The sequence below is a fragment of the Blautia sp. MSJ-36 genome (assembly GCF_018917985.1).
GTDB lineage: Bacteria > Bacillota > Clostridia > Lachnospirales > Lachnospiraceae > Blautia_A.
The window spans coordinates 1-17,322 of sequence record NZ_JAHLPQ010000018.1 but is presented as its reverse complement, the minus strand read 5'-3'; the positions used below and the strand labels follow the sequence as shown (position 1 = coordinate 17,322).

Sequence of the window (17,322 nt, the reverse complement as noted above, 5' to 3'; positions counted from 1 at the left end):
TTCACATTCTATTGCATCTTTAATTTTAACCAAGTCGAGGATGTACCCTGTGGGATTACGAATATCCTCTTGACTCATTTTATAATCTTCTCATTCCATCTTCTGACTCACGTGATCACCGGATCTTTTCACCTTCAAAATAATTCGCTTCCACCTTCATCCCCCGGATCTCTTCCTTATCCACTTCAAAAAGATCTCCGCTGAGAACAATGATATCTGCCATTTTTCCCGGCTCCAGGGTTCCCATGGAATCCTCCACATGATAAACACGGGCCGCGCCGGAAGTGTAAGCTTTCAGCGTATCTGCCATGGAGATTTTTTCCCAGGGGTTGGTGGATGTCAGGTTTCCGTCATCATCTCTTCTTGTAACTGCTGCATAGATTGTTGTAAAAGGATCTATGGTCACAACCGGATAATCGGTTCCAAGTGCCAGCTCACCTTCATGCTCCAGCAAAGTCCGAAACGGCCACTGAAGCCTTGCCCGTTTTTCCCCGATCTGGTTCACCTTTCCATTTGCCGCAAGTGTCACATGATACGGTTGGACCGAAGGGATCACATCAAGCTCCGCAAAACGATCCAGGTCATCGGGATGGATATTTTCGATATGCTCGATGGTATTTCGAAGACCATGCTCCCCGTTGACTTCCGCAGATTTTTCAAAAAGATCCAGCGCCATCCGCACGGAACCATCTGCGATACAGTGAAGCCTTACCTGGATCCCCGCCTTGTTCGCCGCAATGATCTCTTTCTTCATTTTCCGTTCCGGCCATAACGGAAGCCCCTCGCCGCAGGTCTCCGGCTTATCGGTATAAGGCTCCAGAAGAAGACCTGTGTAAGTCTCCGTCACACCATCAATAAATCCCTTCACCCCCGCAATGTGAAAATGCGGGGAATCAAAATGCTTCTGAAATTTAAAATACTTCGAAAATTCCGTATACCCGAAAAGTTTCATGTAGGAAAAGATCTGTGCCTTAAGTCCCTCTTCCTCGTCCAGTTTTTTCAGAATATCGTATTTTTTCATGGTTTCTTCGGTGTAATCATCAGCAAACATTTCGCTTGCCGCAGCAATTCCGTTGTCAGCCAGAACATCCTGGAAATTTCGGTGGATCTCCAGCATCTCTTCCTCCGAAAACTCCATATATTTTTTCTGAGCCGGCTCACATGCTGCCGGTTCCAGCAGAAGGCCACTTAATTCACCATTTTCAAACTTTACATTTACACCATTATCCATTTTCCGGTCCGGGTCGATCCCTGCCTCTTCCAGTGCTCTGGAATTCAGCCACATGCTGTGACAGTCCGCACAGAAAAGATACACCGGCCTGTCGGGAATGGCTTCATCCAGAAGTCTTTTATCCGGAAGCGGCTCATCTCCCCAGTTGGTGATAAACCATCCGGAACCACGAATTCTTTTGTAATCCGGATGGGCCTCTGCAAATTTTTTTATGATCTCTACACATTCCGCCTGGGAACGTCCTTTTCCCAGATCCGAACACACATATCTGCTGCCATCAATTGCTCCGGAAAAAAGATGAGTATGTGCATCCAGAAAAGAGGACATGATCATTTTTTCTCCGTAATCGTAAAGAGGCCAGTCTGCATAATCCTTATCTCTCTGGAAATCCCAGGGAAGAACTGCCTGGATCTTTTTGTCCTCCACCGCAATGGCTGCCGGTCTGGGGAAATCTTCAAGGCCTGTAAAAACAGCTTTACTTCTCAGAATAAATTTTCCCATAAGCCATCCCTCCTACATCACAAAACCACAGATCAGAAATCCCGCAACGGAAAGTACACTCGCAATGATTACATATGGAAGCTGTGACAGCGCATGTTCCATATTGTCAATGCCTGCACTCTGGGAAGAAAGAAGTGTCGCGTCTGTATAGAAACAGGCGTGGCTTCCGAATGCACCACCGGAAATGATCGCTGCCATAATGAGGATCGGGTTTGCGCTGATGGCTGCACCAAGCGGAAATACGATCGGTGCAACGACTGCACTCATGCCCCAGAGAGAACCGGTAGTAAAGGTAAGTGCCGCAACCAGAACAAAAGCGATCGCCGGGAAAACCGGGCCCCAGAGAAGCGGTTTAGCAACAGAAATAATAAAGTCTGTCATTCCCATTCCTTCTGTCACTTTCTGAAGAACAAAAGCAACTACAAGAAGGATCAGGATGGGCAGCATATCTGCAAAGCCACGGACGATCAGGTTAAAGAAATCATCCAGTGCAACTACCTTCTGCGGTACATAAAGCACAAAGCAGACGATCAGGGAAACCACAACCGCCAGAAGAAGATTACTGGTGGCAATGGCGATGGCAACCAGTACACCCATAGGAATCACAAAATTCCATATATTACCATCCTCCTCATAGCCCTTTCTGTCATCGTGGTTATATTTTCTGCTGGCATCGCTGTAAACCTTACCGGTCTCCTCCACACGCTTATAAGCCTTTTTCATGGCACCTAGCTTCGGCATCACACCCAGCGCAAAGAGGAAAACGATGGCAATGGTAAGGATCGGGTAAAAGCAATACGGGATCGCACGGATATAAGCCTGAATACCTGTTTTAAAGCCCAGTGCCTTTACACTTGCCTGATCGATAAAAAGACTTGCGTAAAAAACAGCCCATGTGGAAAACGGAAGCAGTACACATACAGGAGCACCTGTTGCATCAAGCATGTACGCCAGTGCCTCTCTCGGGATCTTACGTTTATCGCAGACACCTTTCATGCAGACACCAATGGAAAGCACATTCAGGTAATCATCTACAAAGATCAGAATACCCATGATAAAAGTTGTAAGAAGGGTTTTTCTCTCGGTATTACAAAATTTTGAAACCAGCTTCTGGAAACCAAATGTGCCCTTCGACTCCTGAAGAAGAGCGATCAGGCTTCCAAACAGGCCACACACCAGAACGATCCACACATTCTCGGCAAGCACATCCTGGATCAGCGTACACCATTGCGGCAGGAAATCCTTCCCATACATAAATATGGCCGCCAGAAGAGAGCCTCCGATCAGAAATTCCACGCATCTCCTGGTTGCGATCGCACCTACGATAATTACCAGAAGGATAAAAATTGCAATCAGTCCAGTATTCATTTTTTTCTCCCCTTTCTTTCTGCCGGACAAAAAGGGACATACCCGTCAAACGGATATGCCCCTTTGCATCAACAGACTTTTTCATGAAACAAAAAATGGCGTATTCATTGCGCTGCCGCAATCAATACACCATCGTACGTTTCGTGCTTTTATTATTTTGATACTGATATACTATTATTTTTCAGTCTCTGATACAATGCTTAATTTCGGGAGTTGAATTAATGTTTTTCAAGTATATATACTTGATTTTAAGTATATGTGATAGTATACTGATTTTAACAAAATCTTGTCTGAAGAAAAGGAGAACCCTCATGGAAAAAAATACCTTCCTGATGATCAACGACATAATCTACGATCTCTATTCCTGCACCAGCCTCAACGAGATCAAGGCTAAATTTCTACATCGCCTGAAAATGGTGATCCCTTACAGCTACGCCAGTATTCTTCTCCATGAAAACACCGAAGACCCTGATACTATCCGTCTCACCAGTCCCATTTGTATCCCAGAAGCTTTCATCGAAGCCGAAAATGAATACATGAAGGTAGCCGATGAAGATCATCTTCTCTGGCTTCTCCATTCCCGTGAGCCTCGTCTTGTCCGCGAGAGCGATCTGCTGGAGGATCAGCAGCGTCTGAATTCTCCTCTCTATGTTCACTGCTACCGCAAATACAACATCTTCGACTCCATGCAATACGCCAGCGTCTACCAGCAGGAACTCCTGGGGATCCTTACCCTCTTCCGCACCGAAAAAGACGGCCCTTTCACCAATGAAGACATGTTTTATCTCCAGGCTATCGGCATGCACTTAAACGCTGTCCTCTACCAGATCACCCACAGTCAGCCTCAGACCAACGACCTCAAACAGACCCTCGCCTACCTGAAAAACACCTGCCACCTCACAAACCGTGAACTCCAGATCGCCGAACAGATCTACAAATACCGCAACAACGACGAAATCGCAGGATCTCTCGGCATCCGCGAAAACACCCTCCAGAAACACCTGCAGAACATCTTCCGAAAAACCAACGTAACCTCCCGCTGGGAACTCCTAAGATTACGCATGCAATAAAAGCCATCCACCAAGCCGTCCAGCGCAGCGCCGACGCCACCCCACAAGGAAACTCAGCCTTTCCTCCAAGCTATCCAGCGCAGCGCTGATAGCTCATCCAACTCCCGGAAAACCACTCAACCATTCCTCCTAAACCACACTTCCGTTTCGCCACTCTCCCCTCCCGCCCGGAAAAACCAGCCCGTGAGGCGTGTGCTGCCTGTCGACGGACTCTGCAGGAGGGGAGCGCTTCTTAGACGGTGGGAATCTGCGTTGTTTTTCAAAAGTTCGCTGTTTGAGCGAAGCGAGTTCGGACTTTTGGAAAACGCTTTTAGCAGATTTCCAGCGTCTTAGAAGCCAGCCCCCGACGAAGCCCCGTCGACAGGCAGCACACGCCTCACGGGCGTCCCTTCTCCACGCAAAAAAAAGACTCCGCAGCCACCCAATCCCGGGTCAGCCACGAAGCCTTCTTTTTTTATACATACATCTATCTCACGTGCTTATCTACATCTATCACAACTGGTTCCAATATCAGTCTTTCAATCCATTCTGCTCAAAATCCCTGAACAAACTGGCCTCACCATCATCTGCAAACGCATTTGCATCTCCCTGATCAGAACCATCCTGTCCACCCTCGATACTCTCATCCTGGGAATCCTGGCTATCCTGAGCCGCGCTCTCCTCAGAGCTATCCTTGCTGGAACTATCATCCTTACCAAGTTTCACAGTAAGTGTCTTCTCCTTATACTCATTACCATCCAGAACCGCAACCGTCACATCGATCTTCTCCTTCGGCTCATAATACTGAAGCAGCTCAACCAGCTGATCAATACTGGTAATAGTTTTACCATCAAACTCCGTAATAACCATATTCTTGGTAATACCCGCATCATCGGCAGGGCCACCCTCGGTCACTTCAGAAACAAACACACCCTGCGGAATGCCATAAATCTGAACAGCCTCAGTACTTACTGTACTACCTGTGATACCAAGGATACCATGGTTATCCACTTTATCTCTTGCCTTGGCATTCATCATGTTCTCAAGAGAATCCGCAACATCTGAAATTGCAATGGCATAACCCATACCTTCAACCTCAGTAGAAGCAAGCTTGGAAGAGTTGATACCAACAACCTCACCATCCATATTCAGAAGTGCACCACCACTGTTACCGGGATTGATAGCCGCATCTGTCTGGATCAGGTTCACGCCCTTGTTGATACTGCTGCTGTTATCTGTAGAATCACCCTCGATCTGTCCTGATGCATCTGTCTTACGGTTCTTAGCACTGACAATACCGGTAGTAACGGACTGGCCATAGCCAAGTGCATTACCAATGGCAACAACCTGCTCACCGATCTTCAGATCATCAGAGCTTCCGATCTTTGCAACAGAAATCGCATCCATTGTATCATCTGAAACATCCTTCGTTGCAACAGAAACAACTGCAAGATCCTCGTTTTCATCAAAGCCCTTTACTGTAGCTTCATAAGCACTTCCATCTGCAAAAGCAACGGACAAAGTATCCGCACCATCTACAACGTGATAGTTTGTAGCGATCAGCAGCTCAGAATCTGTTTTTCCGATAATAATACCGGAACCGCTTCCCTGAACTTCCTGCTCCTGGCTCGGTGCATACTGAGAGCCAAACATACTGTAATAATTCTGAACCTCCTGAACAGACTTGGTTGTGATGGCAACTACAGAAGGCATTGCCTCCTCAGCAACATCGGATACATCCAGACTGCCCTTTGTATCAGAAGATTTTGTATCTGTTGTATCTTCGGTACTCTTATCTGATTTTTTCTCAGATTTCATAAGAGTCAGCTTCTCAGAGCTGTCGGTTGCAGCCTGTACAGACTGTGCTCCTGTGAAATAGTTCACTCCTTCATATGCGCCAACTCCAATGCCACCTGCAAGTACTGCACACAGGCTGATGGTTGCACCTTTCTTCATCATTTTTTTTATTTTTAATTTTCTGTTGTTATTCATGATTAAGTCCCTCCCTGGAAAAATTTCTTCTCTGTTTCCTTTTGATGCTTCAAAGTATAGGGTTTAATTGTGTTTACTTTGTGGGAAAAATGTGTTTTATTTGTTAAAACTTTTCACAGCCATCACGATTACAAACCATGCAACCTCAAGAAGAACAATCATTCCACCGGGTTTCAGTCCCGCATAATAGGAAAGAAAAAGTCCGGCAATGGTCGTACATACCGCCACAACAATGGCACACACCAGAGTCCCCTTATAACTTTTTGCCATCTGCATTCCGCATGCCACCGGAACTACCAGCATGGAAGAAACGATCAGGGTTCCCACAGTACGGGACGCAATGGAAACGGTCAGCGCCGTGAGAATCGTAAAAAGAAAATTAATATTCCGCACGGAAACGCCGGAGATCCTTGCCGCATTTTCATCAAATCCGATATAAAACAGCTCCCTGTAAAAAAACAGCACCGCTGCCAGAACCAGCACGCTGATCACAACTACCAGCGCCAGCTCTCCTTCACTGATGGACACAATACTTCCAAATAAAAAGCTGTTCAGACTTGCACCGTTTTCCACAAAACCAGACAGCACACCGGCAAGTCCGATTCCAGCGGACATGACAATGGAAATCGCCACCTCGGAATAACGCGGGATTTTTTTGCGGATTGCTTCAATTCCAAGTGCTGCCACAATACACATCACTACCGCACCAGCCACCGGGTTCACTCCCAGGATCAGTCCCAGCACAACGCCGGCCAGAGAGGAATGGGAAAGTGCATCTCCGATCATGGACATCCGTTTCAGAACAATGGTGATCCCGATACAGGGTGTGATCACTGCCAGAAGGATTCCAACGAGAAAAGCCCTCTGCATAAATCCATACTGTAAAATACTCATACCTCGTCAATCCTCCCCTCTTCCGCCTTGAAAAACCGGTTGGCTCCTTTAAACTCATTGGAATTTCCGTGAGTGACCATAAGAATAGTCAGCCCCTGTTCCTCATTCCGCTTTTGCAGAACTTTTGCAAGTGCTTTCACAGAAACTGTATCCATACCTGTGGTAGGCTCATCCAGGATCAGGATCTTCGGATTTCCCACCAGTGCGCGTGCCAGCATGACTCTCTGCTGCTGCCCGCCGGAAAGATCTCCGATCCTTCTTTTCCAAAACTCTTCCATTTCCATCTCCGCAAGTGCGGCTTTCAGACGTGGAATCTCTTTTTTCACCTGAAAACGTGCCTTCCATGAAGAAGAATACACGCCTGTCATCATGATCTCTTCCACCGTAGCCGGAAAATTCTGGTTTCTGCTGATACTGTTCTGCGGAACATATCCAAGATCTCCTTTTCCAAATGTGGCAGAAATATCTTTTCCATTTACGGTAATACTTCCCTCCTGGGCTTTCAGCTCACCCAGAAGAAGCTTCAGAAACGTACTTTTTCCACTTCCGTTTTCACCGGTAAGAATGGCATAATCCCCATCCTTTACTTCCAGGTTTACCTGCTCCAGCACAGGCGTCCCCGTATAGTGGAACGAAAGATTCTCTATCAAAATTCCCATAATTTCTCCTTTTATTACAACAGCAGTTCTACATTTCAGAACAGCCACTTCAGAACATCCTGTATTCCCAGCTGCTGCCTCTCTCCTTCAGTTCAATGCCTTCTGCAAAGCCTCCAGATTCTTCCTCATCACAGAAAAATAATCCTCACCGGCTTCTATATCTTCCTCACTCAATCCCTCAATGGGATTCAGCACAGCCGTCACGGCATCCACTTCCTTCGCCACCGTCTTCGCCACCTTGGGGCTTGCCAGTTCCTCAAAAAATATGGTATGGATGTCGTATTTTTTCGCATATTCGATCACTTCCTGCATCTTGGCAGGATCAGGCTCGGAATCCGGTGTCAGGCCTTCAATGGCCAACTGTGTCAGGTCATAGGCATTACACAGATACCCGAAAGCTTCATGGGCCACGATGATATCCCGGCTCTTCGTACCTTTCAGGCCATCCCGGAATTCCTGGTCCAGCTCATCAAATTCACCGGCATATTTCTCATAATTTGCTTCGTAATAATCCCGGTTCTTGGGATCCGCTTTTACAAAAGCATCTTTAATATTCTCCATCTCCTGCTTCGCCCGCATAGGGTCCAGCCAGACATGAGGATCTTTTCCGTCGTCACCATGAGCATGATCATGGCCTCCATCCAGAAGCTCCACACCATCTGATGCTTCCGTCACCACCAGATCCTGATTCTCCAGGGTATCCAGTACATCCTCCGCCCAGTGTTCCAGATCTGCGCCATTGTAGACAAAAACATCCGCATCCTCAAGATTCCGGATATCCGTTGCCGCAAGTTCCCAGTCATGGGGCTCCGTTCCCGCCGGAACCATATCCTTCACCTGGATCTTATCGCCGCCCACCTTCCGGGCAAAATCATACATGGGATAAAAACTGGCCATCACCTTCAGCCGGCCATCATCCGCAAATGGCTGCCCAACCGTTTTTGCCCTGGAAAGTCCATATCCGGTCACACCACCCACCACAAGGAGCGTTGCCGCCAGAACTGCTGCCGCAGCCATCTTCCCTCTGTCAAAATTCATTTTTTAAGCCTCCTGCAGCTGTCACAATATCCATAAAAGATCGTCCGGCTCTGGTCGATCTCAAACCCGTGTTCATCCAGCACATGTCCCACAAAATGATCGATACATCCGCACTGCAGAGGAATGGTATGTCCACATTCCAGGCACACAAGCTTACCATAATTCTTCCGTTCCTCATCCCGGATAAATCGATACTGGGCAGGTGCTCCTTCCACAGACGGAACTTTCAGCACCGCTCCCTCTTTCTGCAGACGCTCCAGACCTCTGTACACCGTTGTCCTTCCGATCTGGATCTCTTTTCCACGAAGAATCTCCATAAACTGATCAATGGTATAAAATGTATCTCCATATTCCTGCAGGCACTCCAGAATCATCTTCTGCTGCCTGGTACTGTATTTCATTTTTTCTTCCATATAATTCTCACTCTCTTTCAACAACTGCCTTCCATGACAGATTTGAATTTGAAAACCGTTTTCATATTACATTTAAAAAAGATTTCCGTCAAGATATTTTTTTGTATCATATGTTACCGATTTTTCCACCGGCACATGCTATCCTTTCTCCATCACCTGAAGACAGGGATAAAAAACACAGAATTACTCACAATAAAAAAAGCAGGTCTTCCTTTTCAAAGACCCACCCACTTACCACAGGAGGTATACATTATGGAACCAAAAATGTTTTGTTATCAGTGTCAGGAAACCGCCGGATGTTCCGGCTGCACCATCTCCGGTGTCTGCGGCAAAAAACCTGACGTAGCCGCCATGCAGGATCTTCTCGTTTACGTAACAAAAGGACTTTCCGCCATCACCACCGCACTTCGAAGTGAAGGCCGGGAAATTCCTTCTGATATTAACCACATGGTGATTCAGAATCTTTTCACCACCATCACAAACGCAAATTTCGACAAGGATTCCATTGTTGCAAAAATCAGCGAAACTCTCTCAGCCAAAGAGCAGCTTCTCACTCAGCTTTCTGACAGAAAAGGACTTCCTGCCGCCGCACTCTGGCACCCGGAAAGCCCTGCTGAATATGAATCCATGAGCTATGTCACCAGCATTCTTGCCACAAAAAACGAGGATATCCGAAGCCTCCGCGAGCTGATCACCTACGGCCTGAAAGGGCTCTGTGCCTACACCAGCCATGCAAACGCCCTTCTCCGCGAAGATCCGGAACTGGACGCTTTTATCCAGAGCACTCTGGCAAAAACCCTGGACGACAGTCTCACCGCTGAAGAATTAACAGCTCTCACTCTGGAAACCGGAAAATTCGGTGTCCGTGGAATGGCTCTTCTCGACCAGGCAAACACTGAAACTTTCGGCAATCCGGAGATTACAAAGGTAAATATCGGCACAGGCAAAAATCCCGGAATCCTGGTTTCCGGCCACGATCTTCACGATCTGGAAATGCTTCTTGAGCAGACAAAAGGAACCGGCGTTGACGTTTACACTCACTCCGAGATGCTTCCGGCCCACTACTATCCGGCGTTCAAAAAATATCCGAACTTTGCAGGCAACTACGGAAATGCTTGGTGGAAACAGAAAGAAGAATTCGAAAGCTTTAACGGTCCCATCCTCATGACCACCAACTGCATCGTTCCTCCAAAGGACAGCTACAAAGACCGGATCTACACCACAGGTGCCACCGGTTATCCAGGCTGCACCCACATCACTCCGGGGCCTGACGGCAAAAAAGATTTCTCCCAGATCATCAGCCACGCAAAACGCTGTGCAGCTCCAACAGAAATCGAACATGGCGAGATCGTCGGCGGTTTTGCCCATAATCAGGTGATCGCCCTTGCCGACCAGATCGTAGAAGCTGTGAAATCCGGCGCCATCCGTAAATTCGTGGTCATGGCCGGCTGTGACGGACGTGCAAAATCTCGAAGCTACTACACCGATTTTGCCCAGGCCCTCCCAAAAGACACCGTGATCCTCACCGCAGGCTGTGCAAAATATCGTTACAATAAACTGAACCTTGGAGACATCAACGGAATTCCACGTGTTCTGGATGCAGGCCAGTGTAACGATTCCTACTCCCTTGCAGTGATCGCCATGAAACTTCAGGAAGTTTTTGGCCTTGCTGATATCAATGAACTTCCGATCATCTACAATATCGCCTGGTATGAGCAGAAAGCCGTGATTGTTCTCCTGGCGCTGCTTTCCCTTGGGGTAAAAAATATCCACCTTGGACCAACGCTTCCGGCATTCCTCTCTCCAAATGTAACCAAAATTCTGATTAATAATTTTGGTATCGCAGGAATTAACCGTGTGGAGGAAGATATGGAACTGTTTTTCGGGAAATAATTTTTGGTATGTTCGTATAAAAGCACTTTATCTCTGCCTTCTTTTATGATAAAATATAACCAAGACTTAACCAACAGAAAGAAGGTAGACCTCTATGAAATCACAGCGACTGGACATGATCGAAGAATATGTGCTGGAGCATAAGAACGCTTCTCTCGATACATTATGTGAGAAATTCAACGTATCCAAAAACACCATCAGAAGAGATGTCGACATCCTTCTGAAACGTGGCAGTATCATGAAAGTATATGGCGGTGTCGCAGCACTTGAGACTCCACAGACACTCCCCCTTCTGTCTTATGAAGAGCGTGGCGGACGTTTTCCGGAAGAAAAGAAAGAAATCTGCCGCCGTGCCGCAGAACTTGTGGCAGAAGACGACACCATCTATATCGATACCGGCACAACCTGCCTGAACCTGGTTGATTTTATTGCAGATAAGCACTGCACAATCCTTACCAACAGCCTGCTTATCTTCAACAAGGCAGCATCCTATCCGAACCTGGACATTATTTCCGTTCCCGGAAAACTGAACCGCAAGACCCTGTCTTTCACAGGGCCGGATATCAATGATTATCTGCAGACTTACAACATTTCCATGGCTTTTATGGCCTGCACAGGTGTAACAATGAAGAGCGGACTCACCAATGCCAGTGCCGAAGAATACATCACAAAGAAAGCCATTGCGGAAAACGCCAACAGCATGATCCTTCTTGCAGATCATTCCAAATTCGGCCGGATCTCGCTTATGACCTATTCTCCGATAGAAAAGCTGGATGCTATCGTCACAGACCAGCCACTGCCTGAAGAATACGACACTTTCTGCCAGGAGCATGGTATTCGTGTTATGACCACTGACTGAACAAAATAACCACTTATTCTGACATCAGAAAACGTGTATCTGTAAATTCCCCAGAAAGGAATTTACAGATACACGTTTTTCTTTACATAAAAACAGTGCACCTGCCGGGAGTTCAGCAGATGCACCGTTTTTGAATATGTTCTTTTCAATAGAGGATTTTATCTAAGAGGCAGAACTTACGTGGTCTGCCTTACAGTGTCATAGATTTATTTACGAAGCGTTTTTATGCCTCAGTACTTCCTTCCCATGTGCCGACTTTTCTCTTTCCGGCAGCTTCATCAAACCAGTGTGTTGTAACTGTTTTTGCTCTTGTGAAGAAACGATATCCGTCTTTTCCAAGAACATGCAGATCACCAAAGAAGGAATCTTTGTTTCCGGAGAATGGGAAGTATGCTGTCGGAACCGGAATACCAACGTTGATTCCAACCATACCGCCGTCTGTCTCCATAGCGAATTTACGGCTGTAGTATCCACTCTGTGTAAAGATACAGGAACCATTTGCAAATGGGTTGGCATTCATAATTGCGATGCCTTCCTCATAATCTTTTACTCGTTTGATGCAGGTTACCGGTCCGAAGATCTCACGGTTTCCAACTGTCATCTCAGGTGTTACATGGTCAAGAATTGTCGGTCCTACGAAAAATCCGTTCTCATATCCAGGAACTACTACATTACGTCCGTCAAGTACAAGCTCTGCACCCTCATCGATACCTTTCTGGATCCAGTTGCAGATCTTCTCCTTGTGGCCTGCATTTACAACAGGGCCGAGATCTGTAGCTTCATCATAAGCACATCCAAGTTTCATAGCTTCTGCTTTTTTCTTAAGAAGTACAACAAATTCGTCTGCAATACTCTCCTGTACGCATACAACCGGAAGAGCCATACATCTCATACCAGCGCATCCATATGTGGAGTTGATGATTGCATTAACAGTAGCCTCAAGGTTGCAATCCTCAAGTACAAGTGCATGGTTCTTCGCCTCACACTGTGCCTGAACACGTTTGCCATGAGCTGCTGCTTTGGAATATACCTGTTTACCAACGCCTGTTGTTCCTACGAATGTAACGGCCTTTACTCTCTCATCTGTAAGAAGGATATCAGCCTCTACACGGCTGCATGTTACAAGGTTTACAACACCTTTCGGGAATCCGCCTTCTGTATAGAAGAGCTCCATGATTCTCATAGCTGTCAGTGGTGTCTGGGAGCTTGCTTTCAGTACTACTGTATTTCCACATGCAATAGAAAGCGGAACCATCCAGCCCCATGGAATCATTGCAGGGAAGTTCATCGGAACAATACCAGCAGTTACTCCAAGTGGTTTACGATATGTAGCTGTGTCATATCCTGTAGTTACCTGCATTGCAGCATCGCCCTGGATCATTGTCGGCAGTGCACATGCCTCTTCTGTAGGCTCGATCGCTTTCTGAACATCTCCTCTTGCCTCTTTGATGTTCTTTCCAAGCTCTTTTGCACAAAGTACGGAAAGTTCTTCTTTATGTGCATAAAGAACGTCTCTCCATCTGAACATATACTGCTGTCTCTTTGCAAGAGAAAGTGAGGACCATTCCGGGAATGCAGCCTGTGCGGAAGCAATTGCCTCTTCTACCTCATCTGGTGTACAACAAGGAACCTGTGCGATTACCTCACCTGTACTGGAATCTGTAACATCCATGTATTTCTCTGCTTTTGACTCTTTCCACTCACCGTTTACACAGTAACCCATTTTCTTAATCTCAGCCATTTTCAAGATACCCCTTTCGTGTTTATCTTTTATTTTTTCATTGCATAAATTTCTGTCGTTCTCATTTCGTTCTGGTCACATATTATCATTTCTTTTTGTCTTTGTCAATATAGTATGGTTATATTTTGAGTATATTTTTAGAAATATGTGTTAATTTATTCACATTTTATGATATTTTAGATATGATATGTAAACTCTTGTAATTAGCGTGTTTATGATGTAAATCCATGTTCCATATTCCTGTTTTCTTATTCAATATTGGTGCAAAAGATACTCATTTTTGTTATTTCCGTAACATGCACCAGGAACGGTGCCCGAAACGGAATCCGAAAAATACACCATTATTGCTTTTTACACACCCAAAAGGGACTTCTTTAATTTAGGTCAAGCGGATATTCGCAATCCGCATTTGGTTAAAAAGTAATAAAAAGAAGCAAAAATCCCGGTATATTTCAGTAAGTTGAAAATACATTTGTACGCGTATCACGTACATCGTCATTCTTTATCCAAACACCGGTATTTCAGCCACCTGAAACCAGCAGATATTATCTCGAATTTGCCATCAAAACAAAAAAAGACATGAAATAACATATTTTTCATACATTATCTCATGTCTTATCATCGTTATAATTTTCTACGGATTCCTGATTATCCAAACATTGTCTGCACCAGCACCATATAAAGCACCGTGCCACCGCCTATACTGAGCAGCGTGCTCTTCTTCCATTTATGTAACACCACAATAAACAGTATGGCAATCAGTTCCGGCAATCCAATGTGAGTACTTCCCGGCACATCTTTCAGGCAGAACACTACCAACAATCCAATCACTGCATAGGGCAGTACTTTTCCCAGATAGGTAATCACAGCCGGTGGTTCTTTTCCTTCCGGAAATATGATAAACGGCAGAAATCGCGTTGTCATAGTTCCCAGAACTACTACAGCAACGGTTATAATCTGCTGCGTTATTGTCATAGTCATTCTTTATCCCTCCTGTATACACTCTTTTTTTCTTTTCTCCTCATACTTCTTCATTCCCAGGAAGCATAAAATAATGGATGCCATTGCCGGAAGGATAAAATTATCACTTCCAAAGAGCATCAGGCAGATTACAGAGCATATAACACCTACCAGTGCCGGTTTGTGATCTTCTGCCTCTTCCCACTGATTGATAAACATAACTACAAACAGCGCAGTCATAACAAAATCAATGCCTTTTGTATTGAAATGGATCACATACCCCAGAAGTGCACCGGAAGTCGCACCAGCCACCCAGTAAAACTGATTCAGTGCATTGACAAAGAACATAAACCATCCTCTGTCCACATCTTCCGGAGGATCTACGGTACAGTTGACCGTAAATGACTCATCACACATTCCAAAAATAAGATAAAACTTCTTCCATCCTGTATTCTTATATTTCTCCAGCATGGAAATTCCATAAAACAGATGTCTTGCATTTACCATCAGTGTCAGAAAGAATGCATACACCGGATTAAACGCTGACAAAAGCAGATTTGCCGTAACAAATTCCATGGACCCCGCATAGATAAAAAAGCTCATGCACAACGGATATACAAAGGAAAAGCCCTTGCTCCGCATCATAAACCCATAAGACATTCCCAGAAAAAGAAAGCCCACACAAATAGGTAAAGTATACGGAAAAGCTGCTTTAAATGCTTTTTTCTTCATGCCTCAGATGTTTCCTTTCATTCATTTCCACGTTATACTTTACTTTTTCCTACCGGAACTGTCAAGAATATCCGACAGCATTTTTTTTGCAAACGTTTTCATGGCTGGACTTTCCATATCTCACGGTTTTCATCCAGCGTAACGATATCCCCTTCGTTGATATCTCTTTCATACAAACGTTCATCATCATGTTTCAGACTGATTTCCCGTCCATCTTCACTTTCCAGTATCACCACCGACATAAGCCTTTCTCCAGGCTGCCGTTCTTCGCATCCAAAATCCATATCCTCTTCGATTCTGATTACTTTATACTGCATAATTCAGGCCGCCCTCTTTATAATTCATCCAACAGCACATCATTCACTGCCTCGTAAGCATCTTCCAGTGCGTCCAGCGCTTCTGTCAGCGTATCCATTTTCCGGCTGTCTGCATGATCTTCCTCATATGCATCAATGACTTCTGCCATAACGTCTTTCAGCTCTTCCAGTGAATTGGCAATATCCTGCAGTTTCTGATCCTTATCTTCTCTTGATGTGATATTTACAATTTTGCTCATAATTTTTCTCCCTTCTGTTCTGTTTTGCTGATGATTTATTTTATTATACCACATTCATAATCCACTCCGCCACCTGACCTCTCTGAGCAAAAAAGAAGCCCGGATTTCTCCGAACTTCTTTTATATGTTTCACGTGAAACATTATGTTTTTTATATCTTACCTGCTTGCAAGCAGCCGCACCATGCATTCTTTTAATTTACTTTCATTGACCGGCTTTGTAATATGTGCATCCATACCCGCTGCGGTAGATTTGATGATATCCATAAGAATCAGTGAATACTCTCCTGGCCGGGATTTCTCAAAGGCTTCTACTGCAAGCTCACCGTTTTCCACAAAATCTGCCTTTATTCCCATATCCGCCAGAATAAACTCCAGAATTTCTGAATTAAGACTGTTATCCTCAGCCGCCAGCACACGGATTCCCTTCAGATTTACCTCTTTAACCGGAACTGTTTTTGTTTCATTGAAATCTTTGTCAATGTCAAACGTCAGCTCCCAGGAGAATTTCGTACCTATATCTTTCTCGCTCTCCACGCGAATTTTTCCACCCATCTGTTCCACAATTCGTTTCACAATGGAAAGTCCCAGTCCGGTTCCCTTAAACTCACTGCGATTTTCTCCATGTTCCTGCGTAAACGGATCAAACATCTGTTTCTGAAACTCTTCGCTCATTCCAATTCCGGTATCCGTAACTGAAAATCTGCATGTCACTGTTTCTTCCGTCTGTTCCAGCACCTTCGCCAGAATAAAAATCTTTCCGCCATATCAGTTATATTTGATAGCATTGCTGACAATATTCATAAAAACCTGCCGCAAATGTACCTCGCTGGCCAGAACGATTCCAAACCTGTAATATCCAGCTCAATTTCCTGCTCAGCAGCTTTTGCTTCCAGAATATCACGGCAGTTCTCTATGATAGCCCGAAGGTTCACCGATTCTTCAAACAGCTTCATATCATTATGGTCAATCTTTCTCATATCCAGAACATCATTAATCAATGATAACAGATATTCTGACGCCATCCGGATCTTCCTGTGATATTTTTTCACTTCCGGTCCTGTTATCTATTCCGGAATCTTCACCTGGCAGAAATCTGGCTGTCCATTTTACGGACTACGGGCTTTCCACCGGGTAGACATCTGTACCCGCTACAGCTCCATGCAGTATCTGATCACACTATTCGAGCCAATTGAAACCCGGATACCCAATATCATGGAACAAATCTTCCTTCAATATTATCGGCAGTGCGGTGACCATGATTTTCATCCAACCTATGAATATCTTTCCATAGGCCGATGAAACTGTCTCAAAATAATAATCATAACCACCGGCTTAGCCGGTGGTTTGCACTGCCCCTATAAGGGGCTCATCCCTGCTTGCGCCCGGAAGGCGCACTGAGAGGGCCCGCCTCTTGCACTGCTTTTCACAGGCTGGC

Annotated in this window: 17 protein-coding genes; 3 read left to right on the top strand and 14 right to left on the bottom strand. The window is 45.4% G+C overall.

From position 1 onward, the window contains the following. Window positions 1-115 precede the first annotated feature (115 nt). Entirely contained in the window at window positions 116-1,732 is a 1,617-nt protein-coding gene (locus KQI39_RS12055; RefSeq protein ID WP_216418643.1) for an amidohydrolase, read from the bottom strand. A 12-nt stretch (window positions 1,733-1,744) separates the two neighbouring features. Continuing rightward, complete coding sequence (locus tag KQI39_RS12050; protein WP_216418640.1) at window positions 1,745-3,100, bottom strand: Na+/H+ antiporter NhaC family protein; 1,356 nt, start codon at window positions 3,098-3,100, stop codon at window positions 1,745-1,747. Window positions 3,101-3,411: 311 nt separating this feature from the next. Here KQI39_RS12050 and KQI39_RS12045 point away from each other — a divergent pair, with 311 nt between their 5' ends. Then, window positions 3,412-4,170 carry a LuxR C-terminal-related transcriptional regulator gene (locus KQI39_RS12045; protein WP_216418638.1) on the top strand — a complete coding sequence of 253 codons (759 nt, stop codon included), beginning with the start codon at window positions 3,412-3,414 and terminating at the stop codon, window positions 4,168-4,170. Window positions 4,171-4,680: 510 nt separating this feature from the next. Here the strand turns inward: KQI39_RS12045 and KQI39_RS12040 are convergent. The 5 genes from KQI39_RS12040 to KQI39_RS12020 form a co-directional block, all read right to left on the bottom strand. Continuing rightward, entirely contained in the window at window positions 4,681-6,141 is a 1,461-nt protein-coding gene (locus KQI39_RS12040) for a S1C family serine protease (protein WP_216418637.1), read from the bottom strand. Window positions 6,142-6,237: 96 nt separating this feature from the next. After that, window positions 6,238-7,035, bottom strand: coding sequence for a metal ABC transporter permease (locus KQI39_RS12035; RefSeq protein WP_148445579.1), 798 nt, complete (start codon window positions 7,033-7,035; stop codon window positions 6,238-6,240). Next, the gene (locus KQI39_RS12030) at window positions 7,032-7,694 is read right to left on the bottom strand and encodes a metal ABC transporter ATP-binding protein (RefSeq protein ID WP_173762483.1); all 663 of its coding nucleotides are present in this window, start codon (window positions 7,692-7,694) and stop codon (window positions 7,032-7,034) included. The genes KQI39_RS12035 and KQI39_RS12030 overlap by 4 nt, the downstream gene beginning before the upstream one ends. Before the next feature lie 87 nt (window positions 7,695-7,781). Then, window positions 7,782-8,732 (bottom strand): metal ABC transporter substrate-binding protein, encoded by a 951-nt coding sequence (locus KQI39_RS12025; RefSeq protein WP_216418635.1) that lies wholly within the window; start codon window positions 8,730-8,732, stop codon window positions 7,782-7,784. Then, on the bottom strand, window positions 8,729-9,145 hold the full coding sequence (locus tag KQI39_RS12020; RefSeq protein ID WP_148445585.1) for a Fur family transcriptional regulator: 417 nt from the start codon (window positions 9,143-9,145) through the stop codon (window positions 8,729-8,731). Before KQI39_RS12020 ends, KQI39_RS12025 begins: the two co-directional genes overlap by 4 nt. Window positions 9,146-9,397: 252 nt before the next feature. Here KQI39_RS12020 and hcp point away from each other — a divergent pair, with 252 nt between their 5' ends. Further along, window positions 9,398-11,038, top strand: coding sequence for a hydroxylamine reductase (hcp, locus tag KQI39_RS12015; RefSeq protein WP_216418633.1), 1,641 nt, complete (start codon window positions 9,398-9,400; stop codon window positions 11,036-11,038). Window positions 11,039-11,132: 94 nt separating this feature from the next. After that, window positions 11,133-11,897, top strand: coding sequence for a DeoR/GlpR family DNA-binding transcription regulator (locus KQI39_RS12010; RefSeq protein WP_144092680.1), 765 nt, complete (start codon window positions 11,133-11,135; stop codon window positions 11,895-11,897). Window positions 11,898-12,120: 223 nt separating this feature from the next. Here KQI39_RS12010 and KQI39_RS12005 read toward each other — a convergent pair whose 3' ends face one another. The 7 genes from KQI39_RS12005 to KQI39_RS11975 form a co-directional block, all read right to left on the bottom strand. Beyond that, a complete protein-coding gene (locus KQI39_RS12005; protein ID WP_216418631.1) occupies window positions 12,121-13,638 on the bottom strand; it encodes a CoA-acylating methylmalonate-semialdehyde dehydrogenase in 1,518 nt (505 codons plus the stop codon). A gap of 648 nt (window positions 13,639-14,286) precedes the next feature. Next, window positions 14,287-14,613 (bottom strand): branched-chain amino acid transporter permease, encoded by a 327-nt coding sequence (locus KQI39_RS12000; RefSeq protein WP_305840099.1) that lies wholly within the window; start codon window positions 14,611-14,613, stop codon window positions 14,287-14,289. 9 nt (window positions 14,614-14,622) lie between these two features. Beyond that, the gene (locus KQI39_RS11995) at window positions 14,623-15,330 is read right to left on the bottom strand and encodes an AzlC family ABC transporter permease (protein WP_216418627.1); all 708 of its coding nucleotides are present in this window, start codon (window positions 15,328-15,330) and stop codon (window positions 14,623-14,625) included. Between the two features lie 98 nt (window positions 15,331-15,428). Continuing rightward, window positions 15,429-15,647, bottom strand: coding sequence for a hypothetical protein (locus tag KQI39_RS11990; RefSeq protein ID WP_216418625.1), 219 nt, complete (start codon window positions 15,645-15,647; stop codon window positions 15,429-15,431). A gap of 17 nt (window positions 15,648-15,664) precedes the next feature. Next, on the bottom strand, window positions 15,665-15,886 hold the full coding sequence (locus KQI39_RS11985) for a hypothetical protein (protein ID WP_148445595.1): 222 nt from the start codon (window positions 15,884-15,886) through the stop codon (window positions 15,665-15,667). A 157-nt stretch (window positions 15,887-16,043) separates the two neighbouring features. Next, a complete protein-coding gene (locus KQI39_RS11980) occupies window positions 16,044-16,622 on the bottom strand; it encodes an ATP-binding protein (protein ID WP_216418623.1) in 579 nt (192 codons plus the stop codon). 62 nt (window positions 16,623-16,684) lie between these two features. Next, window positions 16,685-16,909, bottom strand: coding sequence for a hypothetical protein (locus tag KQI39_RS11975; protein ID WP_216418620.1), 225 nt, complete (start codon window positions 16,907-16,909; stop codon window positions 16,685-16,687). Between the last annotated feature and the right edge of the window lie 413 nt (window positions 16,910-17,322).